The sequence below is a fragment of the Enterobacter cloacae complex sp. P14RS genome (assembly GCF_014895895.1).
GTDB lineage: Bacteria > Pseudomonadota > Gammaproteobacteria > Enterobacterales > Enterobacteriaceae > Enterobacter > Enterobacter bugandensis.
Map to the genome: position 1 here is coordinate 314,605 of NZ_JADBQM010000011.1, position 23,385 is coordinate 337,989.

At 54.6% G+C, this 23,385-nt stretch carries 22 protein-coding genes; 20 read left to right on the plus strand and 2 right to left on the minus strand.

Going from position 1 to position 23,385, the window contains the following annotated elements; genetic code table 11:
* Positions 1 to 101 precede the first annotated feature (101 nt).
* The 18 genes from pyrH (at position 102) to tilS (ending at position 21,740) form a co-directional block, all read left to right on the plus strand.
* Positions 102 to 827 carry a UMP kinase gene (gene pyrH, locus IM295_RS10720; RefSeq protein ID WP_008501910.1) on the plus strand — a complete coding sequence of 242 codons (726 nt, stop codon included), beginning with the start codon at positions 102 to 104 and terminating at the stop codon, positions 825 to 827.
* A gap of 167 nt (positions 828 to 994) precedes the next feature.
* Positions 995 to 1,552, plus strand: a complete 558-nt coding sequence (gene frr / locus IM295_RS10725) for a ribosome recycling factor (protein WP_003856180.1) — start codon at positions 995 to 997, stop codon at positions 1,550 to 1,552.
* Between the two features lie 95 nt (positions 1,553 to 1,647).
* Positions 1,648 to 2,847 (plus strand): 1-deoxy-D-xylulose-5-phosphate reductoisomerase, encoded by a 1,200-nt coding sequence (ispC, locus tag IM295_RS10730; RefSeq protein WP_049137785.1) that lies wholly within the window; start codon positions 1,648 to 1,650, stop codon positions 2,845 to 2,847.
* 185 nt (positions 2,848 to 3,032) lie between these two features.
* Positions 3,033 to 3,791 carry a (2E,6E)-farnesyl-diphosphate-specific ditrans,polycis-undecaprenyl-diphosphate synthase gene (gene ispU / locus IM295_RS10735; protein WP_028015581.1) on the plus strand — a complete coding sequence of 253 codons (759 nt, stop codon included), beginning with the start codon at positions 3,033 to 3,035 and terminating at the stop codon, positions 3,789 to 3,791.
* 12 nt (positions 3,792 to 3,803) lie between these two features.
* On the plus strand, positions 3,804 to 4,661 hold the full coding sequence (cdsA, locus tag IM295_RS10740; RefSeq protein WP_041911193.1) for a phosphatidate cytidylyltransferase: 858 nt from the start codon (positions 3,804 to 3,806) through the stop codon (positions 4,659 to 4,661).
* A gap of 11 nt (positions 4,662 to 4,672) precedes the next feature.
* A complete protein-coding gene (gene rseP, locus IM295_RS10745; protein WP_041911192.1) occupies positions 4,673 to 6,025 on the plus strand; it encodes a sigma E protease regulator RseP in 1,353 nt (450 codons plus the stop codon).
* A gap of 31 nt (positions 6,026 to 6,056) precedes the next feature.
* Positions 6,057 to 8,474, plus strand: coding sequence for an outer membrane protein assembly factor BamA (bamA, locus tag IM295_RS10750; protein WP_028015584.1), 2,418 nt, complete (start codon positions 6,057 to 6,059; stop codon positions 8,472 to 8,474).
* Positions 8,475 to 8,596: 122 nt separating this feature from the next.
* A complete protein-coding gene (gene skp / locus IM295_RS10755) occupies positions 8,597 to 9,091 on the plus strand; it encodes a molecular chaperone Skp (RefSeq protein ID WP_014882635.1) in 495 nt (164 codons plus the stop codon).
* Positions 9,092 to 9,094: 3 nt separating this feature from the next.
* Positions 9,095 to 10,120, plus strand: coding sequence for a UDP-3-O-(3-hydroxymyristoyl)glucosamine N-acyltransferase (lpxD, locus tag IM295_RS10760; RefSeq protein WP_041911190.1), 1,026 nt, complete (start codon positions 9,095 to 9,097; stop codon positions 10,118 to 10,120).
* Between the two features lie 102 nt (positions 10,121 to 10,222).
* Positions 10,223 to 10,678: a 3-hydroxyacyl-ACP dehydratase FabZ gene (gene fabZ, locus IM295_RS10765; RefSeq protein ID WP_010426706.1), complete on the plus strand. Its 456-nt coding sequence runs from the start codon at positions 10,223 to 10,225 to the stop codon at positions 10,676 to 10,678.
* 3 nt (positions 10,679 to 10,681) lie between these two features.
* On the plus strand, positions 10,682 to 11,470 hold the full coding sequence (gene lpxA, locus IM295_RS10770; protein WP_041911189.1) for an acyl-ACP--UDP-N-acetylglucosamine O-acyltransferase: 789 nt from the start codon (positions 10,682 to 10,684) through the stop codon (positions 11,468 to 11,470).
* Positions 11,470 to 12,618: a lipid-A-disaccharide synthase gene (gene lpxB, locus IM295_RS10775; RefSeq protein ID WP_028015587.1), complete on the plus strand. Its 1,149-nt coding sequence runs from the start codon at positions 11,470 to 11,472 to the stop codon at positions 12,616 to 12,618. Before lpxA ends, lpxB begins: the two co-directional genes overlap by 1 nt.
* Positions 12,615 to 13,211, plus strand: a complete 597-nt coding sequence (gene rnhB / locus IM295_RS10780; RefSeq protein WP_028015588.1) for a ribonuclease HII — start codon at positions 12,615 to 12,617, stop codon at positions 13,209 to 13,211. The genes lpxB and rnhB overlap by 4 nt, the downstream gene beginning before the upstream one ends.
* 38 nt (positions 13,212 to 13,249) lie before the next feature.
* Positions 13,250 to 16,732, plus strand: coding sequence for a DNA polymerase III subunit alpha (gene dnaE, locus IM295_RS10785; RefSeq protein ID WP_041911187.1), 3,483 nt, complete (start codon positions 13,250 to 13,252; stop codon positions 16,730 to 16,732).
* A 12-nt stretch (positions 16,733 to 16,744) separates the two neighbouring features.
* Positions 16,745 to 17,704, plus strand: coding sequence for an acetyl-CoA carboxylase carboxyl transferase subunit alpha (gene accA, locus IM295_RS10790; RefSeq protein WP_013095666.1), 960 nt, complete (start codon positions 16,745 to 16,747; stop codon positions 17,702 to 17,704).
* Positions 17,705 to 17,804: 100 nt separating this feature from the next.
* Positions 17,805 to 19,937 (plus strand): lysine decarboxylase LdcC, encoded by a 2,133-nt coding sequence (locus tag IM295_RS10795; protein WP_193066667.1) that lies wholly within the window; start codon positions 17,805 to 17,807, stop codon positions 19,935 to 19,937.
* 65 nt (positions 19,938 to 20,002) lie between these two features.
* Positions 20,003 to 20,392 (plus strand): VOC family protein, encoded by a 390-nt coding sequence (locus IM295_RS10800; RefSeq protein ID WP_049000570.1) that lies wholly within the window; start codon positions 20,003 to 20,005, stop codon positions 20,390 to 20,392.
* Between the two features lie 58 nt (positions 20,393 to 20,450).
* A complete protein-coding gene (gene tilS / locus IM295_RS10805) occupies positions 20,451 to 21,740 on the plus strand; it encodes a tRNA lysidine(34) synthetase TilS (protein ID WP_059357907.1) in 1,290 nt (429 codons plus the stop codon).
* Positions 21,741 to 21,768: 28 nt separating this feature from the next.
* On the opposite strand, the gene rof is transcribed toward tilS, so the two are convergent.
* Complete coding sequence (gene rof / locus IM295_RS10810; RefSeq protein ID WP_028015593.1) at positions 21,769 to 22,029, minus strand: Rho-binding antiterminator; 261 nt, start codon at positions 22,027 to 22,029, stop codon at positions 21,769 to 21,771.
* Positions 22,016 to 22,216, minus strand: a complete 201-nt coding sequence (locus IM295_RS10815) for a YaeP family protein (protein ID WP_008501889.1) — start codon at positions 22,214 to 22,216, stop codon at positions 22,016 to 22,018. The genes rof and IM295_RS10815 overlap by 14 nt, the downstream gene beginning before the upstream one ends.
* Before the next feature lie 196 nt (positions 22,217 to 22,412).
* Between IM295_RS10815 and IM295_RS10820 the strand changes: the two genes are divergently transcribed.
* Complete coding sequence (locus tag IM295_RS10820; RefSeq protein ID WP_047367365.1) at positions 22,413 to 22,958, plus strand: YaeQ family protein; 546 nt, start codon at positions 22,413 to 22,415, stop codon at positions 22,956 to 22,958.
* A complete protein-coding gene (arfB, locus tag IM295_RS10825; protein WP_028015595.1) occupies positions 22,955 to 23,377 on the plus strand; it encodes an alternative ribosome rescue aminoacyl-tRNA hydrolase ArfB in 423 nt (140 codons plus the stop codon). Before IM295_RS10820 ends, arfB begins: the two co-directional genes overlap by 4 nt.
* The last annotated feature ends 8 nt before the right edge of the window (positions 23,378 to 23,385 follow it).

The window sequence follows — 23,385 nt, forward strand, 5'->3', positions numbered from 1 at the left end:
AGGAAATCAGACAGGCTCCAGTATCGCCGTGCTGATTTGCGGCATATTATGTCGCCAGAATTAACTCCCATCTTAATCGTTGACAGTCTCAGGAAAGAAACATGGCTACCAATGCAAAACCCGTGTACAAACGCATTCTGCTTAAGCTGAGTGGCGAAGCGCTGCAGGGATCGGAAGGCTTCGGTATTGACGCAAGCATCCTTGATCGCATGGCACAGGAAATCAAAGAACTGGTCGAACTGGGTATCCAGGTTGGCGTGGTCATTGGCGGTGGCAACCTTTTCCGTGGTGCTGGTCTGGCGAAAGCGGGGATGAACCGCGTTGTGGGCGACCACATGGGTATGCTGGCAACCGTGATGAATGGCCTGGCAATGCGTGATGCGCTCCATCGCGCCTACGTGAATGCCCGCCTGATGTCCGCGATTCCCCTGAATGGCGTTTGCGATAATTACAGCTGGGCAGAGGCCATCAGCCTGCTGCGCAACAACCGCGTGGTGATCCTCTCCGCCGGTACGGGTAACCCGTTCTTTACCACCGATTCCGCTGCCTGCCTGCGCGGTATCGAAATTGAAGCCGACGTGGTGCTGAAAGCGACCAAAGTAGACGGCGTGTTTACTGCCGACCCGGCAAAAGATCCTTCTGCTACCATGTACGATCAGCTGAGCTACAGCGAAGTGCTGGATAAAGAGCTGAAAGTGATGGATCTTGCCGCCTTCACGCTGGCTCGCGACCACAAACTGCCGATCCGTGTCTTCAACATGAACAAGCCTGGCGCACTGCGTCGCGTGGTCATGGGCGAAAAAGAAGGCACTTTGATCACGGAATAATTTCCGTCGACGATAAATACAGGTAAGATTCCGCTTTACTTTGTAGTGGTATCTTACCTGGACGCGCCTTTGGCGTTGTCATGAATTAAACGCGACTATACTTAGCACACCTGTAGCGCTGTGCTGGCGGATAGTCTGCCTGAGACAAGTTTTCAAGGATTCGTAACGTGATTAACGACATCAGAAAAGATGCTGAAGTACGCATGGACAAATGCGTAGAAGCGTTCAAAAACCAAATCAGCAAAATCCGTACTGGCCGTGCTTCCCCAAGCCTGCTGGATGGCATCATCGTAGAATACTACGGTACGCCAACCCCTCTGCGTCAGCTCGCGAGCGTGACGGTTGAAGATACCCGTACGCTGAAAATCAACGTCTTCGATCGCTCTATGAGCCCGGCCGTTGAGAAAGCGATCATGGCTTCTGACCTGGGTCTGAACCCAAGCTCAGCGGGTGCTGACATCCGCGTTCCGCTGCCTCCGCTGACGGAAGAGCGTCGTAAAGATCTCATCAAAGTGGTTCGCGGTGAAGCTGAGCAGGGTCGTGTTTCCGTGCGTAACGTGCGTCGCGATGCGAACGATAAAGTGAAAGCACTGCTGAAAGAAAAAGAGATCAGCGAAGATGACGATCGTCGTTCTCAGGACGACATTCAGAAAATGACCGACGCTGCCATCAAGAAAATTGATGCGGCGCTGGCAGAAAAAGAAGCGGAACTGATGCAGTTCTGATTTCTGTCGTACACTGATAAACGCCGTTCAGAGGGACTTCGGGTCTTGCTGGCGGCGTTTTGCTTTTATCTGGTCTAACTTTTTTCGGGCATCTCATGAAGCATTTAACACTCCTCGGCTCAACCGGTTCCATTGGTTGCAGTACTCTCGACGTCGTCCGCCATAATCCTGAACTTTACACCGTGACAGCGCTGGTGGCCGGTAAGAATGTGCAGCGTATGGTCGAGCAGTGCCTGGAGTTTATGCCCCGCTATGCGGTGATGGATGACGAAGAGGGCGCGCGCCTGCTAAAAGCCCAACTGCGTGAGAAGGGCAGCCGAACCGAGGTGCTGAGTGGCCAGCAGGCGGCCTGCGAGATGGCGGCGCTGGATGAGGTTGACCAGGTTATGGCGGCCATTGTCGGCGCAGCCGGGCTGCTGCCGACACTTGCTGCGATCGATGCCGGTAAAGATGTTTTGCTCGCCAATAAAGAGTCGCTGGTGACCTGTGGACGTCTGTTTATGGACGCGGTAAAACAGCGCGGGGCGCGTCTTTTACCGGTCGACAGCGAGCACAACGCCATTTTTCAGAGTTTACCGCAACCTTTTCAACAGAACCTGGGGTACGCTGACCTGGAGCAGAATGGCGTTGTGTCGATTCTGCTTACCGGGTCTGGTGGCCCGTTCCGTGAAACGCCACTCTCTGAACTGCGCGCAATGACGCCGGATCAGGCGTGCCGTCATCCGAACTGGTCAATGGGGCGTAAAATCTCCGTGGATTCTGCCACCATGATGAACAAAGGTCTGGAATACATTGAAGCGCGCTGGCTGTTTAATGCGTCGGCGAAACAGATGGAAGTACTGATCCACCCGCAGTCGGTGATTCACTCGATGGTGCGCTATCAGGATGGCAGCGTGCTGGCACAGCTCGGCGAGCCGGATATGCGTACGCCTATTGCCCATTCAATGGCATGGCCGAACCGGGTGAAATCCGGCGTGAAGCCGCTTGATTTCTGTAAGCTCAGTTCTCTGACGTTCAGTGAACCAGACTACGATCGTTATCCTTGTCTGAAGCTTGCAATGAACGCCTTTGACCAGGGGCAGGCGGCGACGACGGCACTGAATGCAGCCAATGAAATTACCGTTGACGCATTTCTGAATCAGCAGATCCGTTTTACCGATATCGCGACCTTAAATTTATCGGTACTGGAAATGATTGATTTGCGTGAGCCACAAAGCGTGGAAGAGGTGCTGGCGGTGGATACAGCTGCTCGTGATATTGCGCGTAAACAGGTGACACGTCTCGCAAGCTGGTGATAAAGCAAGCACTAGTGGTCGTGCTATTTGTTAGCGTTGGGCTTCAGTGATATAGTCTGCGCCACCTGATCGCAGGAATTTGACTTTATGTGGTCAGGTAAGCCGTGGTTTGACACGGCTTTTTTATGTACAGGCTTAAGTATTCCTGAGTACCGTTAAATCCTTTCAGGGACAAAAAACGCGTTATGTTGTCTGCGAATCAACCAATAAGCGAAAACTTGCCAGCTCATGGCTGCCGTCATGTAGCAATCATTATGGATGGCAACGGGCGCTGGGCGAAAAGACAAGGGAAAATACGAGCCTTTGGGCATAAAGCGGGAGCGAAATCTGTTCGCCGCGCCGTCTCTTTTGCCGCCAATAACGGCATTGATGCGTTAACGCTCTATGCTTTTAGCAGTGAAAACTGGAATCGACCTCCGCAGGAAGTGACTGCGTTGATGGAATTGTTCGTGTGGGCGCTAGACAGCGAAGTAAAAAGCCTGCACCGCCACAACGTTCGCCTGCGCATCATTGGCGATACCAGTCGTTTTAACTCACGTTTGCAGGAGCGGATTCGTAAAGCAGAAGCGCTGACGGAAAATAATACCGGTCTGACGCTCAACGTTGCGGCGAATTACGGTGGACGCTGGGATATTATCCAGGGCGTTCGGCATCTGGCCGAACAGGTTCAGGAAGGGCTGTTGAGACCCGACCAGATTGATGAAGAGGCGCTGAGCAAGCAAATCTGCATGAATGAACTGGCACCTGTGGATTTGGTAATTAGGACAGGGGGGGAACATCGCATAAGTAACTTTCTGATATGGCAAATTGCCTATGCTGAACTTTACTTTACAGATGTTCTCTGGCCCGATTTTGATGAACAAGACTTTGAAGGTGCGCTGCATGCCTTTGCCAATCGAGAGCGTCGTTTCGGCGGCACCGAGCCAGGTGGCGACAAAGCCTGATGGGGGTAGCTTTTGCTGAAGTATCGCCTGATTTCCGCTTTTGTTTTAATACCCATTGTCATTGCGGCGCTGTTTTTACTGCCCCCGGTGGGATTCGCCATTGTCACGCTGGTAGTGTGCATGCTTGCCGCGTGGGAATGGGGACAGTTTAGCGGCTTTACCTCGCGCAGCCAGCGAGTATGGCTTGCGGTACTTTGTGGCTTTATCCTGGCCATAATGCTGTTTACGTTGCCTGAGTATCACCATGATATTCATCAACCGCTGGTTGCCGGCTCCTTGTGGATGTCGTTAGCCTGGTGGGTTGTTGCGCTGTTACTGGTGCTTTTTTATCCAGGTTCGGCCGCAATCTGGCGTCATTCAAAAGTGCTGCGACTGATTTTTGGTTTGCTCACCATTGTTCCGTTTTTCTGGGGCATGGTCGCGCTGCGCGCCTGGCACTATGACGAAAATCACTACAGCGGTGCGATCTGGCTGCTTTATGTGATGATTCTCGTCTGGGGGGCTGACTCCGGGGCCTATATGTTTGGTAAACTGTTTGGCAAACATAAGCTGGCACCAAAAGTTTCGCCGGGGAAAACCTGGCAAGGCTTCATCGGCGGCTTGTTTACGGCAGCGATCATCTCCTGGGGCTATGGCGTCTGGGCAGATCTGGCCGTGGCACCGTCAATACTGCTGGTGTGCTCGATTTTTGCTGCACTTGCCTCAGTGCTCGGTGATTTAACCGAAAGTATGTTTAAGCGTGAAGCAGGGATTAAGGACAGCGGACATCTTATTCCAGGGCATGGCGGTATACTGGATCGCATTGACAGCCTGACAGCGGCTGTTCCAGTATTTGCTTGCCTGCTTTTACTGGTATTCGGGACGATTTAACGGAAGGTTTTATGCTGAGCATTCTCTGGAATCTGGCGGCGTTCATTGTTGCACTGGGTGTACTGATTACCGTGCATGAATTTGGCCATTTCTGGGTTGCTCGCCGTTGTGGTGTGCGGGTAGAGCGATTCTCCATTGGTTTTGGCAAATCACTCTGGACGCGCACCGACCGTCACGGCACGGAATTTGTCATCGCCCTTATCCCGCTTGGCGGCTACGTCAAAATGCTCGACGAACGTGTTGAGCCTGTCGCTCCCGAACTGCGACACAGTGCGTTTAACAACAAAACCGTTGGACAACGCGCCGCTATCATCGCTGCCGGACCGGTAGCCAACTTCATCTTTGCGATTTTCGCTTACTGGCTGGTGTTTATCATCGGCGTCCCTGGCGTGCGTCCGGTAGTGGGGGATATTGCCCCTGACTCCATCGCGGCGAGTGCGCAAATTACCTCCGGGATGGAACTTAAAGCGATTGATGGCATCGAAACCCCTGATTGGGATGCCGTGCGACTGCAGCTGGTAGCCAAAATTGGCGATCCGCAGACAACTATCAGCGTATCGCCGTTTGGGTCAGACGCGCGTCAGGACAAAGTACTGGATTTACGCCACTGGCGTTTCGAGCCAGACAAAGAGGATCCCGTCGCTGCGCTGGGCATTCGTCCCCGCGGCGCGCAGATTGAGCCGGTATTAGCCGAAGTACAGGCAAATTCGGCGGCGAGCAAAGCGGGTTTGCAAGCTGGCGACAGGATCGTTAAAGTCGATGGTCAACCATTAACAGAGTGGATGACCTTTGTTACTCTGGTGCGCGATAATCCGGGGACGTCCCTCGCGCTGGAAGTTGAAAGGCAAGGCAGTCCGCTTTCGCTGACGCTTATCCCGGATACGAAGTCGGTCGGCAAAAAGGCAGAAGGGTTTGCAGGCGTTGTGCCAAAAGTGATCCCGCTGCCAGATGAGTACAAGACAATACGCCAGTATGGGCCGTTCAGCGCCATTCTTGAAGCCACGGATAAAACATGGCAACTGATGAAGCTGACGGTCAACATGTTGGGGAAATTGATAACCGGTGATGTGAAACTGAACAACCTCAGTGGGCCAATCTCGATTGCTCAGGGGGCTGGGATGTCAGCGGAGTTCGGGGTGATTTACTATCTCATGTTCCTCGCGCTTATTAGCGTGAACCTTGGGATTATCAACCTGTTCCCGCTTCCCGTTTTAGACGGGGGTCATCTGCTGTTTTTAGCGATTGAAAAGCTAAAAGGCGGGCCGGTATCCGAGCGAGTTCAAGACTTTAGTTATCGCATTGGCTCGATTTTGCTGGTGCTGTTAATGGGGCTTGCACTTTTCAATGATTTCTCTCGGTTGTAAGAGAGTTAGTTAGGAAGAACGCATAATAACGATGGCGATGAAAAAGTTGCTCATAGCGTCGCTGCTGTTTAGCAGCGCCACCGTATACGGTGCTGACGGGTTCGTAGTGAAAGATATTCATTTCGAAGGCCTTCAGCGTGTCGCCGTTGGTGCGGCCCTCCTCAGTATGCCTGTGCGCCCCGGCGATACGGTTAATGATGAAGATATCAGTAACACCATCCGTGCTCTGTTTGCCACCGGCAACTTCGAGGACGTCCGTGTCCTGCGCGATGGTGATACGCTGCTGGTACAGGTAAAAGAACGTCCAACGATCGCCAGTATCACTTTCTCCGGCAACAAGTCGGTGAAAGATGACATGCTCAAGCAAAACCTTGAAGCATCGGGTGTTCGTGTGGGTGAATCTCTGGACCGCACAACCCTTTCAGACATTGAAAAAGGTCTGGAAGACTTCTACTACAGCGTCGGTAAATACAGCGCCAGCGTGAAAGCGGTTGTCACTCCGCTCCCGCGTAACCGTGTTGACCTGAAGCTGGTCTTCCAGGAAGGTGTTTCTGCGAAGATCCAGCAGATCAACATCGTGGGTAACCACGCGTTCAGCACCGACGAACTGATCTCGACCTTCCAGCTGCGCGATGAAGTGCCGTGGTGGAACGTGGTTGGCGATCGTAAATACCAGAAACAGAAGCTGGCGGGCGACCTTGAAACCCTGCGCAGCTACTATCTGGATCGCGGTTATGCCCGCTTCAACATCGACTCGACTCAGGTCAGTCTGACTCCGGACAAGAAAGGTATCTACATTACGGTTAACATTACTGAAGGCGATCAGTACAAGCTTTCTGGTGTTGAAGTGAGTGGTAACCTGGCGGGGCATTCTGCTGAGATCGAATCGCTGACCAAAATTCAGCCGGGCGATCTGTACAGCGGATCCAAAGTCACCAAAATGGAAGACAGCATTAAGAAGCTGCTCGGCCGCTATGGTTATGCCTATCCGCGCGTACAAACTCAGCCGGAAATCAACGATGCGGATAAAACCGTTAAGCTGCACGTTAACGTTGATGCGGGTAACCGTTTCTACGTGCGTAAGATCCGCTTCGTCGGTAATGACACCTCTAAAGACTCCGTTCTGCGTCGTGAAATGCGTCAGATGGAAGGGGCGTGGCTGGGCAGCGACCTGGTCGACCAGGGTAAAGAGCGTCTGAACCGTCTGGGCTATTTTGAAACCGTAGATACTGAAACTCAGCGTGTACCGGGCAGCCCGGATCAGGTTGATGTCGTTTATAAAGTGAAAGAGCGTAACACCGGTAGCTTTAACTTCGGCGTGGGCTACGGCACGGAAAGCGGCGTGAGTTTCCAGGTAGGCGTCCAGCAGGATAACTGGCTGGGTACGGGTTACTCTGTTGGTATTAACGGTACCAAAAACGACTACCAGACCTACTCTGAGTTCTCCGTTACCAACCCATACTTCACCGTTGACGGTGTGAGCCTGGGCGGTCGTATCTTCTATAACGACTTTAAAGCGGATGATGCAGATCTGTCTTCCTACACCAACAAAAGTTACGGTGTGGACGGAACGCTTGGCTTCCCGGTTAACGAATACAACACCCTGCGAGCGGGCTTAGGTTACGTGCATAACGACCTGTCCAACATGCAGCCGCAGGTGGCGATGTGGCGTTATCTGGATTCCATCGGCCAGTCGGCGAGTACCTCCAGCGATGACAACGGTTTTGCTGCAGATGACTTCACCTTCAACTATGGCTGGACCTACAACCGTCTTGACCGCGGTTTCTTCCCAACGGAAGGCTCTCGCGTCAACCTGAACGGTAAGGTGACCATTCCTGGTTCCGATAACGAGTTCTACAAGGTCACGCTGGATACCGCGTCCTACTTCCCGATTGATGACGATCACAAATGGGTGGTGCTGGGTCGTACCCGTTGGGGCTATGGTGACGGTATCGGCAGTAAAGAGTTGCCGTTCTATGAGAACTTCTACGCGGGTGGTTCAAGCACCGTGCGTGGCTTCCAGTCTAACAACATTGGTCCGAAAGCGGTTTATTACGGCGGTAATGATGAAGATAACTGCGCAAGCCGTGATCCAAAACAAGTATGTAGCTCTGATGATGCTGTAGGCGGTAACGCCATGGCCGTGGCCAGCCTGGAGTTCATCACCCCAACGCCATTTATCAGTGATAAATACGCGAACTCCGTACGTACGTCCTTCTTCTGGGATGCGGGTACGGTGTGGGATACCAACTGGGAGAATACTGCCCAGATGCGCGCGGCTGGCGTTCCAGACTATAGCGATCCGGGCAATATTCGCATGTCTGCCGGTATCGCATTACAATGGATGTCACCGCTGGGGCCGTTGGTCTTCTCCTACGCCCAGCCGTTTAAGAAATACGATGGAGACAAAGCGGAGCAATTCCAGTTTAACATTGGTAAAACCTGGTAATAATCCGCTGCAATGGAATGCGTTGGCAGTGTAGCGCTGACAACCGGCGATCGGTGAAACGGTCGCCTTGCCACGCAAAGAACGGTACCTTCTGGTGCCAATGGGATGGTAAGGAGTTAATTGTGAAAAAGTGGTTATTAGCTGCAGGTCTCGGTTTAGCGATGGCAACTTCTGCTCAGGCAGCAGACAAAATCGCAATCGTCAACATGGGTAATTTGTTCCAGCAGGTCGCTCAGAAAACAGGTGTTTCTGCGACTCTGGAAAACGAATTCAAAGGCCGTGCGAGCGAACTGCAGCGTATGGAAGGCGATCTTCAGTCCAAAATGCAGCGTCTGCAGCGTGATGGTTCTACCATGAAAGCAAGCGATCGCAGCAAACTGGAAAAAGACGTTATGGCTCAGCGCCAGACCTTCTCCCAGAAAGCGCAGGCTTTCGAGCAGGATCGTCAGCGTCGTTCTAACGAAGAGCGTGGCAAGCTGGTGACTCGCATTCAGACTGCTGTTAAAGCAGTTGCTGCCGATCAGAGCATCGATCTGGTTGTTGATGCGAACGCCGTTGCTTTCAACAGCAGCGATGTTAAAGACATTACCGCTGATGTTCTGAAACAGGTTAAATAAGTAATGCCTTCAATTCGACTGGCTGATTTAGCTCAGCAGTTGGATGCAGAATTACACGGTGATGGCGATATCGTCATCACCGCTGTTGCGTCCATGCAATCTGCTAAAGCTGGCACGATTACCTTCATGGTAAGCCCTAAGTACCGTGAACAACTGGCTCAATGCCAGGCGTCAGCTGTTGTTCTGACGCAGGACGATCTTCCTTTTGCCACTGGAAGCGCGCTGGTAGTGAAAAATCCCTACCTGACGTATGCACGCATGGCTCAAATTCTTGATACCACGCCGCAGCCGGCGCAGAACATTGCTGCCAGTGCAGCGATTGATCCGACGGCTAAGCTGGGTAACAACGTGGCCGTTGGCGCGAATGCGGTTATTGAATCTGGCGTTGAGCTGGGCGATAACGTCGTCATTGGCCCCGGATGCTTCGTTGGGAAAAATACGAAAATCGGCGCTGGCACCCGTTTATGGGCCAATGTGTCCGTTTATCATGAAGTTGAAATCGGCGAAAATTGCCTCGTCCAGTCCAGTACCGTGATTGGTTCTGATGGCTTTGGTTACGCGAACGATCGCGGTAACTGGGTTAAGATCCCGCAGCTTGGTCGCGTTATTATTGGCGATCGCGTGGAGATCGGGGCCTGTACCACGATCGATCGTGGTGCACTCGACGACACGATCATTGGCAATGGTGTTATCATCGATAACCAGTGCCAGATTGCGCATAACGTTGTGATTGGCGACAATACCGCGGTTGCGGGGGGCGTCATCATGGCGGGCAGCCTGAAAATTGGTCGTTACTGCATGATTGGCGGCGCGAGCGTGATTAATGGCCATATGGAAATATGCGACAAGGTGACGGTGACGGGCATGGGCATGGTAATGCGTCCTATCACTGAACCTGGCGTCTATTCCTCCGGTATTCCGCTGCAACCCAACAAGGTATGGCGTAAAACAGCAGCTCTGGTGATGAACATTGATGATATGAGCAAGCGACTCAAGTCTCTTGAGCGTAAGATCGATCAACAAGACTAAACGTCACCCGTTTAACGCTATCTTTCCCGGCCTGTCGGCTTTCTAATAAACCGGCAGGCCGTGTTATTATTGTTATCAGTACATTTTGACAGGAAGAGTATTTTGACTACTGACACTCATACTCTGCATATTGAAGAGATTTTAGAACTTCTGCCGCACCGCTACCCGTTTTTGCTGGTAGACCGTGTGCTGGATTTTGAAGAAGGTCGTTTTCTGCGCGCAGTGAAAAATGTTTCCGTGAACGAGCCGTTCTTCCAGGGACACTTCCCGGGTAAGCCTATCTTCCCGGGTGTGTTGATTCTGGAAGCGATGGCTCAGGCTACCGGTATTCTGGCGTTTAAAAGCGTCGGTAAGCTGGAGCCGGGTGAACTGTATTACTTCGCAGGTATTGATGAAGCACGCTTCAAGCGTCCTGTCGTGCCTGGTGATCAGATGATCATGGAAGTCACTTTTGAAAAAACGCGTCGTGGCCTGACTCGCTTCAAAGGCGTAGCGCTGGTTGACGGCAAAGTTGTTTGCGAAGCGACGATGATGTGTGCTCGTAGCCGGGAGTCCTGATACGTGATTGATAAATCCGCCTTTATTCATCCTACCGCTATTGTGGAAACCGGTGCCATTATTGGCGCAAACGTCCACATTGGCCCGTTCTGTATTGTTGGACCCCATGTCGAAATTGGTGAGGGTACAGTACTGAAATCTCACGTTGTCGTGAATGGTCACACGACCATTGGCTGCAATAACGAGATCTATCAGTTCGCTTCCATCGGCGAAGTTAACCAGGATCTGAAATATGCTGGTGAGTCGACCCGTCTGGAAATTGGCGATCGTAACCGTATTCGCGAAAGCGTCACCATTCATCGTGGAACAGTGCAGGGTGGTGGGTTGACGAAGGTGGGCAGCGACAACCTGTTCATGGTGAATGCGCACATTGCGCACGACTGTGCCGTGGGCGATCGCTGTATTCTTGCCAACAACGCAACGCTGGCAGGACACGTATCGGTTGATGACTTCGCCATTATTGGCGGCATGACCGCAGTCCATCAGTTCTGCATCATTGGTGCACACGTGATGGTCGGCGGATGCTCCGGTGTGGCGCAGGACGTCCCGCCGTATGTGATTGCGCAGGGCAACCATGCCACGCCGTTTGGCGTGAACATCGAAGGCCTCAAGCGTCGTGGCTTTAGCCGCGAAGCGATTACTGCTATCCGCAACGCGTACAAGCTGCTGTACCGTAGCGGTAAAACGCTGGAAGAGGCGAAGCCGGAAATTGCCGAGCTGGCGAATAAGCATCCTGAAGTGAACGCGTTCATGGAGTTCTTTGACCGTTCCACGAGGGGTCTGATTCGTTAATGGTCGACAGTCGTCCGCTTACGATAGCCCTGGTCGCCGGAGAAACCTCCGGCGATATTCTTGGTGCAGGTCTCATCCGGGCGCTTAAGGCGCGCGTACCCAATGCTCGCTTTGTTGGCGTGGCAGGCCCGCTGATGCAGGCCGAAGGCTGTGAAGCATGGTATGAAATGGAAGAGCTGGCCGTGATGGGCATCGTCGAGGTGCTGGGGCGCCTGCGACGCCTGCTGCATATTCGTGCCGATCTCACCCGCCGCTTTACCGAACTCAAACCCGATGTGTTTGTCGGTATCGATGCACCTGATTTCAACATTACCCTCGAAGGTAATCTGAAAAAGCAGGGCATCAAAACCATTCACTATGTCAGTCCGTCCGTCTGGGCGTGGCGACAGAAACGCGTTTTCAAAATCGGACGGTCCACCCATCTGGTGCTGGCTTTCCTGCCTTTCGAAAAAGCGTTTTATGACAGATTTAATGTTCCGTGCCGTTTTATCGGTCATACCATGGCGGATGCGATGCCGCTGGATCCGGATAAAAACGCGGCGCGAGACGTGCTGGGTATCCCGCATGATGTGCACTGTCTGGCGCTGCTGCCGGGCAGCCGTGGCGCAGAAGTGGAGATGCTGAGCGCCGATTTTCTCAGGACAGCGCAAATTCTTCGCCAGACGTACCCCGATCTTGAAGTGGTCGTGCCGCTGGTGAATGCCAAACGCCGCGAGCAGTTTGAGCGCATCAAAGCAGACGTTGCCCCGGATCTTCACGTCCGTCTTCTGGACGGTAAAGGGCGGGAAGCCATGTATGCGAGCGATGCCGCACTGCTGGCTTCCGGCACGGCAGCGCTGGAGTGTATGCTGGCGAAATGCCCGATGGTGGTCGGTTATCGCATGAAGCCGTTTACCTTCTGGCTGGCAAAACGTCTGGTGAAAACGGATTATGTCTCCCTGCCAAACCTGCTTGCCGGGCGCGAGCTGGTGAAAGAGCTGTTGCAGGATGAGTGCCAGCCGCAGGCGCTTGCGGATGCCCTGCTGCCGCTGCTGGCCAACGGCAAGACCAGCCACCAGATGCACGATACTTTCCGTGAACTGCATCAGCAGATCCGCTGTAATGCTGATGAGCAGGCGGCTGATGCAGTGCTGGAGTTAGCAAAATGATGGAATTTACTTATCCCCACACGCACCTTGTTGCCGGAGTGGATGAAGTCGGGCGCGGCCCGTTGGTCGGTGCCGTGGTGACCGCGGCGGTGATCCTCGATCCAACGCGCCCGATTATGGGTCTGAACGACTCAAAAAAACTCAGTGAGAAGCGCCGTCTGGCGCTGTTTGATGAAATTAAAGAGAAGGCGCTGGCCTGGAGCGTAGGGCGCGCAGAGCCGAATGAAATCGACGATCTGAATATTCTGCACGCCACGATGCTGGCAATGCAGCGAGCCGTTGCTGGCCTGAAGGTTGTGCCTGAATATGTGCTGATCGACGGTAACCGTTGCCCGGCGCTGCCGATGCCTTCGATGGCCGTCGTTAAAGGCGACAGCCGCGTCGCAGAGATCAGTGCAGCTTCTATTATTGCCAAAGTGACGCGCGACGCCGAAATGGCCGCGCTGGACCTCACTTATCCCGCGTATGGTTTCGCCCAGCATAAGGGATATCCAACGGCTTTCCATCTGGAAAAGCTGGCTGAACATGGCGCAACTGAACATCATCGGCGCAGCTTTGGCCCGGTGAAGCGCGCGCTGGGACTGGTGTCCTGAATCAAGACGCAAGCAATTAAGTAACGCGGGACCTGAAGATGGCTGAACCACGTTTCGTACACCTGCGGGTGCATAGCGACTACTCCATGATCGATGGGCTGGCAAAGACCGGGCCGCTGGTAAAAAAGGCGGCCTCGCTTGGCATGCCTGCGCTGGCGATCACCGATTTTACCAACCTGTGCGGCCTGGTGAAGTTCTACGGGACGGCGCATGGCGCGGGGATGAAGCCTATCGTCGGTGCGGATTTCCATGTGCAGAGCGATCTCATCGGCGATGAACTGACGCAAATCTCCGTGTTGGCCATGAACAATACGGGTTACCAAAACCTCACTCTGCTTATCTCAAAAGCCTATCAGCGCGGTTATGGGGCGCTGGGTCCGTGGATTGACAGGGAATGGCTGGCTGAGCTGAATGAAGGGCTGCTGCTGATCTCCGGCGGCCGCATGGGCGATGTCGGTAAATCCCTGCTGCGCGGTAACAGCGCGCTGGTGGATCAGTGCGTCTCGTTCTATGAAGAGTACTTCCCGAATCGTTACTATCTGGAGCTGATTCGCACCGGCCGCCAGGATGAAGAGAACTATCTGCACGCTGCTGTCGCACTGGCAGAAGAGCGCGGCTTGCCCGTGGTGGCAACGAATGACGTGCGTTTCCTGGAGTCCGGCGATTTTGACGCGCATGAAATTCGCGTCGCTATCCACGATGGCTTCACTCTCGACGATCCAAAGCGTCCGCGGAACTACTCATCGCAGCAGTATATGCGCAGCGAAGAGGAGATGTGCGAGCTCTTCTCTGACATTCCGGAAGCGCTGGAAAACAGCGTAGAGATTGCCAAGCGCTGTAACGTGACCGTGCGCCTCGGCGAATACTTCCTGCCGCAGTTCCCGACCGGGGACATGACCACGGAAGATTTCCTGGTCATGAAATCGAAAGAAGGTCTGGAAGAGCGTCTCGAATTCCTGTTCCCGGATGAAGAAGAGCGTAAAAAACGTCGTCCGGAGTATGACGAACGCCTGGATATTGAACTCCAGGTGATTAACCAGATGGGCTTCCCGGGCTACTTCCTGATTGTAATGGAGTTTATCCAGTGGTCGAAGGATAACGGCGTGCCGGTAGGTCCGGGCCGTGGCTCGGGTGCGGGCTCACTGGTGGCGTATGCGCTGAAAATTACCGACCTCGATCCGCTGGAATTTGACCTGCTGTTCGAACGTTTCCTTAACCCGGAACGTGTCTCCATGCCCGACTTCGACGTCGACTTCTGCATGGAAAAACGCGACCAGGTGATTGAGCACGTGGCCGATATGTACGGTCGTGACGCGGTTTCGCAGATCATTACCTTCGGTACCATGGCGGCGAAAGCGGTTATCCGCGATGTGGGCCGCGTGCTGGGTCATCCGTACGGTTTTGTCGATCGTATTTCAAAGCTGGTGCCGCCCGATCCGGGCATGACGCTGGCAAAAGCCTTTGAAGCTGAACCTCAGCTGCCGGAAATCTACGAAGCTGATGAAGAGGTAAAAGCGCTGATCGACATGGCGCGTAAGCTTGAAGGCGTGACGCGTAACGCCGGTAAGCATGCGGGGGGCGTGGTTATCGCCCCGACCAAAATCACCGACTTTGCGCCGCTCTACTGCGACGAAGCGGGCCAGCACCCGGTCACCCAGTTCGATAAAAACGACGTGGAATACGCCGGGCTGGTGAAGTTCGACTTCCTCGGCCTGCGTACGTTGACCATCATCAACTGGGCGCTGGAGATGATCAACGCCCGCCGCGAGAAGAACGGCGAGCCGCCGCTGGATATCGCGGCCATCCCGCTGGATGACAAGAAAAGTTTCGACATGCTGCAGCGCTCGGAGACGACAGCCGTCTTCCAGCTTGAATCCCGCGGCATGAAAGATCTGATTAAACGCCTGCAGCCCGACTGCTTCGAAGATATGATCGCGCTGGTGGCCCTGTTCCGTCCGGGCCCGCTGCAGTCAGGGATGGTGGATAACTTTATCGACCGTAAACACGGGCGCGAAGAGATTTCCTACCCGGACGTGCAGTGGCAGCATGAAAGCCTGAAACCGGTGCTGGAGCCGACCTACGGCATCATCCTGTATCAGGAACAGGTCATGCAGATCGCTCAGGTGCTTTCCGGCTATACCCTTGGCGGCGCGGACATGCTGCGTCGTGCGATGGGTAAGAAAAAGCCGGAAGAGATGGCCAAGCAGCGCTCCATCTTTGAAGATGGGGCGAAGAAAAACGGCGTCGATGGCGAACTGGCGATGAAAATCTTCGACCTGGTGGAGAAATTCGCCGGGTACGGATTTAACAAATCTCACTCCGCCGCCTATGCTTTGGTTTCGTATCAAACGCTGTGGCTCAAGGCCCACTATCCCGCTGAGTTTATGGCGGCGGTAATGACCGCCGATATGGACAACACTGAGAAGGTGGTTGGCCTGGTGGACGAGTGCTGGCGCATGGGGCTGAAGATCCTGCCGCCGGATATTAACTCGGGTCTGTACCATTTCCACGTTAACGATGACGGGGAGATCGTCTATGGGATCGGCGCGATCAAAGGCGTGGGTGAGGGGCCGATCGAGGCGATCATCGAAGCGCGTAATAACGGCGGCTACTTCCGTGAGCTGTTCGATCTGTGCGCCCGTACCGATACCAAAAAACTGAACCGCCGCGTGCTGGAAAAACTGATCATGTCTGGCGCGTTTGACAGGCTGGGGCCACACCGTGCCGCGCTGATGAACTCGCTCGGCGATGCGCTTAAAGCTGCAGATCAGCATGCAAAAGCGGAAGCCATTGGACAGGCGGATATGTTCGGCGTGCTGGCGGAAGAGCCAGAGCAGATCGAGCAGTCCTATTCCAACTGCCAGCCGTGGCCAGAACAGGTGGTGCTGGATGGAGAGCGGGAAACGTTAGGTCTGTACCTGACGGGGCACCCGATCAACCAGTATCTTAAAGAAATTGAGCGCTATGTCGGCGGCCACAGGCTCAAAGACATGCATCCGACAGAACGTGGTAAAATCACCACGGCTGCGGGGCTCGTGATTGCTGCAAGGGTAATGGTCACCAAGCGCGGCAATCGTATCGGCATCTGTACGTTAGATGACCGTTCCGGGCGTCTGGAGGTGATGCTGTTCACCGACGCGCTGGATAAATACCAGCAATTGCTGGAAAAAGACCGCATACTTATCGTCAGCGGACAGGTCAGCTTTGATGACTTCAGCGGGGGGCTTAAAATGACCGCCCGCGAAGTGATGGACATTGACGAAGCCCGGGAAAAATATGCTCGCGGGCTTGCTATCTCGCTGACGGACAGGCAAATTGATGACCAGCTTTTAAACCGACTCCGTCAGTCTCTGGAACCCCACCGCTCGGGGACCATTCCAGTACATCTCTACTATCAGAGGGCGGATGCACGTGCGCGGTTGCGCTTTGGTGCAACGTGGCGTGTCTCTCCGAGCGATCGTTTACTGAATGATCTCCGTGGCCTCATTGGTTCGGAGCAGGTGGAACTGGAGTTTGACTAATACAGGAATACTATGAGTCTGAATTTCCTTGATTTCGAACAGCCGATTGCTGAGCTGGAAGCGAAAATCGATTCTCTGACAGCGGTAAGCCGTCAGGATGAAAAACTGGATATTAACATCGACGAAGAAGTGCATCGTCTGCGCGAAAAAAGCGTAGAGCTGACGCGCAAAATCTTTGCCGATCTCGGCGCATGGCAGATCGCGCAGCTGGCGCGTCATCCACAGCGTCCGTACACCCTGGATTATGTCCGCCTGGCGTTTGACGAATTTGACGAACTGGCAGGCGACCGCGCATACGCTGACGATAAAGCTATCGTTGGCGGTATCGCGCGTCTGGATGGACGTCCGGTGATGATCATTGGTCACCAGAAAGGCCGTGAAACCAAAGAGAAGATCCGTCGTAACTTCGGTATGCCAGCACCAGAAGGCTACCGTAAGGCCCTGCGTCTGATGGAGATGGCTGAGCGTTTCAATATGCCAATCATCACCTTCATCGACACGCCGGGTGCATACCCAGGCGTAGGCGCGGAAGAGCGCGGCCAGTCTGAAGCTATCGCACGCAACCTGCGCGAGATGTCTCGCCTGAAGGTTCCGGTCATCTGCACCGTTATCGGTGAGGGTGGTTCCGGCGGTGCGCTGGCGATTGGCGTGGGCGATAAAGTGAATATGCTGCAGTACAGCACCTATTCCGTTATCTCCCCGGAAGGCTGTGCGTCCATTCTGTGGAAAAGCGCCGACAAAGCGCCGCTGGCCGCTGAAGCGATGGGCATCATTGCGCCGCGTCTGAAAGAGCTGAAGCTGATCGACACCGTTATCCCGGAGCCTCTGGGCGGCGCGCATCGTAAGCCGGAAGTGATGGCTGCTTCCCTGAAAGCACAGCTGCTGGCCGACCTGGCCGATCTGGACGTCCTGAGCAAAGAAGACCTGCTCAACCGTCGTTACCAGCGTCTGATGACCTACGGTTACGCGTAAGCTTCACAATTATCTGAAAAGCCGCACATTGTTGCGGCTTTTTTTATACCTGCCGTTTACCTTAACTATGCTTATCTGATGTTTTTCAAGGAGGTAAACCATGAACATCATTGCCATCATGGGGCCACACGGCGTCTTTTATAAAGACGAGCCCATCAAAGAGCTGGAGCAAGCTCTTAAAGCGCGCGGATATCAGCTAATCTGGCCGCAAAACAGCGCCGATCTGCTGAAATTCATCGAACATAATCCGCGCATCTGTGGCGTGATATTCGACTGGGACGAATACGACATGGAGCTGTGCAGCGAGATCAACAGGCTGAATGAATACCTTCCGCTCTACGCCTTTATCAACACTCACTCGACCATGGACGTCAGCGCGCACGATATGCGCATGGCGCTGTGGTTCTTCGAATACTCGCTCGGCGTGGCCGAGGACATTGCGACCCGCATTCAGCAGTACACCGGTGAATACCTGGATAACATCACGCCGCCGTTTACGCGCGCGCTGTTCACCTATGTGAAAGAGGGGAAATACACCTTCTGTACGCCGGGACACATGGCCGGAACGGCCTATCAAAAAAGCCCGGTGGGGTGCCTGTTCTATGATTTCTTCGGCGGCAACACCCTGAAAGCAGACGTGTCGATTTCAGTGACAGAACTGGGTTCTCTGCTGGATCACACCGGCCCGCATCTGGAAGCCGAAGAGTATATCGCCCGCACCTTTGGCGCCGAGCAGAGCTATATGGTGACCAACGGCACCTCGACCTCGAACAAAATCGTCGGGATGTACGCCGCGCCAACCGGAAGCACGTTGCTGATTGACCGTAACTGCCATAAATCGCTGGCGCACCTGCTGATGATGAGCGACGTCGTCCCGATCTGGCTGTCACCCACGCGTAACGCGCTCGGTATCCTCGGCGGCATTCCGCGCCGGGAGTTCACGCACCAGGCCATCGAAAGTAAGGTTGCGGCAATCCCCGACGCAAGCTGGCCTGTCCACGCGGTAATCACCAACTCCACTTATGACGGTCTGCTGTATAACACGAACTGGATCAAGCAGACGCTGGACGTACCGTCGATCCACTTCGATTCCGCGTGGGTGCCCTATACCAACTTCCACCCGATTTACTCGGGCAAAAGCGGGATGAGCGGCGAGCGCGTGCCGGGCAAGGTCTTTTTCGAAACGCAGTCGACGCACAAAATGCTGGCCGCGTTTTCGCAGGCTTCGTTAATCCATATTAAAGGCGAGTACGACGAGGATACGTTTAATGAAGCCTTTATGATGCACACCACCACCTCACCGAGCTATCCGCTAGTGGCCTCTATCGAGACGGCGGCGGCGATGCTGCGCGGCAATCCGGGTAAACGCCTGATTAACCGCTCGGTGGAACGGGCGCTGCATTTCCGTAAAGAGGTCCAGCGGCTGAAGGATGAGGCCGACGGCTGGTTCTTCGATATCTGGCAGCCGGAAGAGATCGACGAGGCGGAGTGCTGGCCCGTCGCGCCGGGAGAGAGCTGGCACGGCTTCCGGGATGCCGATGCGGACCACATGTTTCTCGATCCTGTGAAGGTGACGATCCTGACGCCGGGGATGGACGAACAGGGCGTGATGGGCGAGGAGGGGATCCCTGCTGCACTGGTAGCGAAGTTCCTTGACGAGCGCGGCGTGGTGGTGGAGAAGACCGGTCCTTACAATCTGCTGTTCCTGTTCAGCATCGGGATCGATAAAACACGGGCGATGGGTTTGCTCCGCGGGCTGATGGAGTTCAAGCGCGCCTATGATCTCAACCTGCGGGTGAAGAACATGCTGCCGGATCTCTACGCGGAAGATCCTGACTTTTACCGCAACATGCGCATTCAGGATCTGGCCCAGGGGATCCACCGGCTGATCCGCCAGCACGATCTGCCGCGCCTGATGCTCCAGGCGTTTGATGTCCTGCCTGATATGAAGCTGACGCCGCACAAGGCCTGGCAGCGGCAGGTGAAAGGCGAAGTCGAAACCGTTGAGCTGGAAAATCTGGTCGGGCGGGTATCGGCCAACATGATCCTGCCGTATCCGCCGGGCGTGCCGCTGCTGATGCCGGGTGAGATGATCACCGAGGAGAGCCGGGCGGTGCTCGATTTTCTGCTGATGCTCTGTTCGGTAGGACGTCACTATCCAGGCTTTGAAACGGATATCCACGGCACGAAACGCGATGAAAACGGCGTGTACTGGGTGCGAGTCCTAAAATAAAGGTGACCGCTTGCCAGGTGTGGGTTTTCGGTTGTAACGTTCAGGCATCATAAAAAGGAGAAGCTATGCTGGGTTTAAAAGCGGTTCACCATATTGCGATCATCGCCACCGATTATGCGAAAAGTAAGGCCTTCTACTGCGACATTCTTGGCTTTACGCTCATGAGCGAGGCCTACCGCGAGGAGCGTGACTCCTGGAAGGGCGATCTCGCGCTAAACGGGCAGTATGTGATTGAGCTGTTCTCTTTTCCTTTCCCGCCTTCACGTCCGTCCCGCCCGGAAGCCTGCGGCCTGCGTCATCTGGCTTTCAGCGTTGATGACCTTGATAGCGCAGTAAAACACCTGGAAGCGCACGGCGTGACGTGCGAGGCGATTCGCGTCGATCCGTTTACCAACAAGCGGTTTACCTTTTTTAACGATCCGGACGGCCTGCCGCTGGAGCTTTACCAGCAGTAATGTTTGTCCTGTGTGATAATGCCCGCTCAGTTCGGGCATTTTTTATGTGTAATTTCCTATGACCTTACCTGCTATCGCACAAGCCGTTTCACCGTACCGCCAGCTGCTGGTGGGGTTTAGCGGTGGCCTGGATTCCACCGTGTTGCTACATCGCCTTAAGCTCTGGCGCGACCGGGACCCTGGCGTCCAGCTTCGGGCTATACATATCCACCACGGCCTAAGCCGTCATGCAGAGGATTGGGTAGCGCACTGTGAAGCCTTGTGTGAGGCGTGGGCTATCCCGCTCATCGTTGAGCGCGTCACGCTTGCTGATGAAGGATTGGGTATTGAGGCGCAGGCGCGTAAAGCCCGCTATACCGCTTTTGCCGGCGTATTGCTGCCCGGCGAAGCGCTGGTCACGGCGCAGCATCTGGACGATCAGTGCGAAACCTTTTTGCTGGCGCTTAAGCGGGGCAGCGGACCAGCGGGGCTTTCCGCCATGCCGGCGCGTTCTGATTTTGCCGGAACGCAATTATTACGGCCGTTGATTGGCGAGACCCGCGCGTCGCTGGAAGCCTGGGCGCGGGAACATCAGCTGAGCTGGATCGAAGATGAGAGCAACCGGGACGACAGCTACGATCGTAACTTCCTGCGTCTGCGCGTCCTCCCGCTTTTAAGCGAGCGCTGGCCGCATTTCGCCGACGCGACGGCAAGAAGCGCCATGCTGTGTGCCGAACAGGAAAGCCTGCTGGATGAGTTACTCAGCGAGGAGCTGTCTGACCTCATTTCAGAAGACGGAGCGCTGGCAATTGCGCCTCTGGAGGCGATAAGCCCGGCGCGTCGGGCCGCGCTGTTACGTCGCTGGCTCGCCACTCATCATGCTGCGATGCCGTCGCGGGCAATGCTGAGCCGTATCTGGGACGAAGTCGCGCAGGCGCGGGAAGATGCTTCCCCCTGCGTACACCTGAGTGGATATGAGGTCAGACGCTATAAAGGCAAACTCTGGTGGGTAAAATACTCCCCCTCGCTGACCGATGTGGTGCTTCACTGGACCTCACCAGAGGCACCGCTGATATTGCCTCAGGACACGGGGAGTGTCTCTCTGATGCCGACTGGGCATGTGCGTCTGCCAAAGCCCGGTGAACCCGTCAGCGTGCGCTTTAAGGCTGGCGGCTTGCTGCATATCGTCGGACGCAACGGGGGACGGAAGCTGAAAAAGATATGGCAGGAGTACAACGTGCCGCCGTGGCTGCGCGACACCACGCCGCTGCTGTTCTACGGTGAAACGTTGATTGCTGCTGCAGGGGTGTTCATCACGGAAGAGGGGTGGACAGAAGAGGGTGCCAGCTTCGAGTGGCGGAAAGCGTAACGGGCAGCCCGGCTGCCCGTTAGTGTCATCAGGATTCGCTCACCACGACGGTGCCGATTTGCGGGTGGCTGAAGCTGGCTATTTTGTCCAGACGCAGCTCGCGCGTCGCACCGGCATCTTCCACGACCAGGTATTCCACATTCTTGCGTGAAAGCAGATCGCTGGCCTTCGCCTTCAACACTTCGCCATCTTTTAGCTCCAGCGTCAGTATTAAATGATGCTGGCAGGCGAGTTCGAGGTTGTCATAGTCATCACAATTGATGGGTTGATAAGTATCATTCATCGACATAATCGCTCACCAGTAAATTCGCCGCAGCATACGCTGCTTTTTCCCTGACCGACTCTGAAAGGCTCTCATCAGAGGCCACTTCATTAAGCACTTTCAAAACACAGCCCAACGCGTCCGGGACATACCCCAGATCTCCGCTGGCGATTTCCGCATACCGTTTGCGAATTAACTCACAATAATTATTCACATCCCCTCCCGCCAGCGCACTGACTTACTGTGAGATATCATTAAGCCTACGAAGATAAACTCGGTTTAGCAAGGTGACTATACCATACTCATTTAAGCAATATCAGCGCCTTGATAGCAGTGTATTTATTACTCGGTAACAGCCTTTTGCCTCCGTTTTCGCTACAATGTGCGGCTGATTCGAATGGAGTTCTCTCATGGCGCTGAAAGCGACAATTTATAAAGCAGTGGTCAACGTGGCCGATCTTGATCGTAACCAGTTTCTGGACGCGTCGCTTACGCTGGCACGCCACCCCTCCGAAACACAGGAGCGTATGATGCTGCGCCTGCTGGCGTGGATTAAGTATGCTGATGAACGTCTGCAGTTTACCCGTGGGTTGAGCGCGGAAGACGAGCCTGAAGCCTGGCTGCGCAACGACCATCTGGGGATCGATTTATGGATTGAACTCGGTCTGCCGGACGAGCGCAGGATTAAAAAGGCGTGTACTCAGTCTGCGGAAGTGGCGTTATTCGCCTATAACCAGCGCGCGGCGGAGATTTGGTGGCAGCAAAATAAGAATAAATGCGCGCAGTTTAAAAATCTCGCCGTCTGGTATCTGGATGATGAACAGCTGGCGCAGCTGAGCGAGTTCGCCAGCCGGACGATGGCCCTGCAGGCAACGATCCAGGACGGAGCCATCTGGCTTTCTGATTCTCAGAATAATCTGGAAATTCATCTGACAGCCTGGCAGCCTGCGTCATGATCGTCTTGTCCCGAAGCGTCAGCATCCCTGATAGCGAGCTGGAGATCGCCGCCATCCGTGCTCAGGGCGCGGGCGGGCAGCACGTCAACAAGGCGTCGACGGCTATCCATTTGCGTTTTGACATTCGGGCATCAAGCCTGCCAGAGTATTATAAAGAAAGTCTGCTTGCCGCCAGCCATCACCTGATCACCAGCGATGGCGTGATTGTGATCAAAGCCCAGGAGTATCGCAGCCAGGAATTAAACCGGGAAGCGGCGCTAGCCAGGCTGGTGGCGGTCATCAAAGAGTTAACGGCAGTACAAAAAAGCCGCCGGGCAACGCGGCCAACCCGCGCATCGAAAGAGCGTCGGCTGTCCTCGAAAGCCCAAAAATCCACAGTGAAAGCATTACGCGGTAAAGTTCGTCGCCCGATGGAGTGACGAAAGGG

What these genes read in the sequence shown, in the direction of transcription:
- rseP (WP_041911192.1), top strand. Translation starts at nt 4,673, where the DNA reads ATGCTGAGCATTCTCTGGAATCTGGCGGCGTTCATTGTTGCACTGGGT.
- lpxB (WP_028015587.1), top strand. Translation starts at nt 11,470, where the DNA reads ATGGTCGACAGTCGTCCGCTTACGATAGCCCTGGTCGCCGGAGAAACC.
- accA (WP_013095666.1), top strand. Translation starts at nt 16,745, where the DNA reads ATGAGTCTGAATTTCCTTGATTTCGAACAGCCGATTGCTGAGCTGGAA.
- IM295_RS10800 (WP_049000570.1), top strand. Translation starts at nt 20,003, where the DNA reads ATGCTGGGTTTAAAAGCGGTTCACCATATTGCGATCATCGCCACCGAT.
- bamA (WP_028015584.1), top strand. Translation starts at nt 6,057, where the DNA reads ATGGCGATGAAAAAGTTGCTCATAGCGTCGCTGCTGTTTAGCAGCGCC.
- rof (WP_028015593.1), bottom strand. Translation starts at nt 22,029, where the DNA reads ATGTCGATGAATGATACTTATCAACCCATCAATTGTGATGACTATGAC.
- ispU (WP_028015581.1), top strand. Translation starts at nt 3,033, where the DNA reads ATGTTGTCTGCGAATCAACCAATAAGCGAAAACTTGCCAGCTCATGGC.
- dnaE (WP_041911187.1), top strand. Translation starts at nt 13,250, where the DNA reads ATGGCTGAACCACGTTTCGTACACCTGCGGGTGCATAGCGACTACTCC.
- IM295_RS10795 (WP_193066667.1), top strand. Translation starts at nt 17,805, where the DNA reads ATGAACATCATTGCCATCATGGGGCCACACGGCGTCTTTTATAAAGAC.
- rnhB (WP_028015588.1), top strand. Translation starts at nt 12,615, where the DNA reads ATGATGGAATTTACTTATCCCCACACGCACCTTGTTGCCGGAGTGGAT.
- arfB (WP_028015595.1), top strand. Translation starts at nt 22,955, where the DNA reads ATGATCGTCTTGTCCCGAAGCGTCAGCATCCCTGATAGCGAGCTGGAG.
- ispC (WP_049137785.1), top strand. Translation starts at nt 1,648, where the DNA reads ATGAAGCATTTAACACTCCTCGGCTCAACCGGTTCCATTGGTTGCAGT.
- lpxD (WP_041911190.1), top strand. Translation starts at nt 9,095, where the DNA reads ATGCCTTCAATTCGACTGGCTGATTTAGCTCAGCAGTTGGATGCAGAA.
- IM295_RS10820 (WP_047367365.1), top strand. Translation starts at nt 22,413, where the DNA reads ATGGCGCTGAAAGCGACAATTTATAAAGCAGTGGTCAACGTGGCCGAT.
- pyrH (WP_008501910.1), top strand. Translation starts at nt 102, where the DNA reads ATGGCTACCAATGCAAAACCCGTGTACAAACGCATTCTGCTTAAGCTG.
- tilS (WP_059357907.1), top strand. Translation starts at nt 20,451, where the DNA reads ATGACCTTACCTGCTATCGCACAAGCCGTTTCACCGTACCGCCAGCTG.